2 protein-coding genes are annotated in these 1,515 nt (G+C 49.9%); both read left to right on the plus strand.

What is annotated here, in order from left to right; translation table 11 throughout:
• Nucleotides 1–362: 362 nt before the first annotated feature.
• On the plus strand, nucleotides 363–1,013 hold the full coding sequence (locus tag AO277_RS13475; RefSeq protein WP_044320205.1) for an AAA family ATPase: 651 nt from the start codon (nucleotides 363–365) through the stop codon (nucleotides 1,011–1,013).
• Nucleotides 1,003–1,290 (plus strand): hypothetical protein, encoded by a 288-nt coding sequence (locus tag AO277_RS13480; protein ID WP_005782528.1) that lies wholly within the window; start codon nucleotides 1,003–1,005, stop codon nucleotides 1,288–1,290. Before AO277_RS13475 ends, AO277_RS13480 begins: the two co-directional genes overlap by 11 nt.
• Nucleotides 1,291–1,515: the final 225 nt, after the last annotated feature.

Raw genomic sequence — 1,515 nt, forward strand, 5'->3', positions numbered from 1 at the left:
CAAAACTAAGTTGGCGATTTAGCACGGAAGGGGGTCACTTTTTAGTTGGCGTTGACATGTGCCGTCCAATCTGGGCTAAGGGAATGGCATATGACCTCTTATGCGCTTACTGGAGCGGTCATTGATGACGAAGGTGTTACTANAGTGGATTCGCTTCTACACAGACAACAGCTTTACCGGCACGTTGATCCTTATAACGACTGACATCGACGGTATCAAGGCCAAGCGACGGGTCGTTCTAGATCATTGAGTAGGGGTATGGACCTATCTGCACTGGATCTGTCTTGACTGGAAGCCCCGCAGAGCTGATTATTAATTGTTATTTGCGAATTATTAATTGCGAATTAATTTAGGAGGCCCCCATGGGCACAATCGTGATCGTTGGCGGGAACAAAGGCGGCGTAGGCAAAACTACCACTGCCGTAAACGTATCAACTGGGTTGGCAATGGAAGGCCACGATGTCTGCCTGGTAGACGCAGATGCGCAACGCAGCGCCTCGAAATGGTACGCAGAGCGTGAAGCGGCACAATTGGAACCGAAGATCACCCTGATTGAAAAACGCGACAACATCACGGTTACGCTGCGAACACTGAGCGAGAAATTTGATTATGTGATTGTCGACGTCGCTGGTAGAAACTCGCGTGAATTGATCACCGGAGCAGTAGTGGCAGACATCATAATTGCCCCAAACCAATGCAGCCAGCTCGATCTGGACACCCTTGGGGAGCTGCAAGAGCAAGTCATGCGCTGCAGAGATCTGAACCCAAACCTGCAGGCATATGCCTATCAATCTATGGCTTCCCCAAACCCTGCAGTTCGTATCACTGAGAGGCGCGAATTCCTGGAATTTCTTTCCGAATATCCTGAGATCAAGCCTTTGGATTCAGTCGGCTTCTATCGGAAAGCATACAAAGACTCCATTCCTTCGGGAATGTCAGTTTTAGAAGGGAAAAACCGTGAAGCAGCCAACGAGATAAAGAGTCTGTTGAAAGAGGTGTTCCATGGCAATTAAAAAGGCGAGTGAGACTGCAAATAGGAGGGAGCAGGTCAGCGAGGAAGCATCTGAACGCTTGGCCCGAGAGCTTGCTGACAAGCCTTATGACTCTACCCCGTTGGCAAAGGCACCGGATAAGCGGAAGCCAGTTCCCGTATCGATCAGCTTGCCCCCAGGCATACTGGAGAAAATTGAGGACGATGTGCGTGAAAATAAGCGCTCCGGAAAAGCGCTCAGGACGGTCAGCGCGATAGTTAAGCATGCGCTGGAAGCGCAAGGTTACACTCTGGATTAATTATTAAATAATAATTACTAGTTTTCTCATTCCTTGAGTGGGTTCGCGCAAGGCGGACCGAGGCGAAGCTGAGTGGTTTTCAGATCTAGTACGAAGAGGGTGCCCGAGGCACCCTTTATCGTTTCTGGTATTAGGTTTTGTACGAAAAGTCGGCTGGGGTAGAATTGCCGCCATGATTGGCTGGAGGCCCGCATGGCAAAGCGTTACGAACTCTCCGACTCATCG

The sequence above is a fragment of the Pseudomonas amygdali genome, assembly GCF_002699855.1.
GTDB lineage: Bacteria > Pseudomonadota > Gammaproteobacteria > Pseudomonadales > Pseudomonadaceae > Aquipseudomonas > Aquipseudomonas amygdali.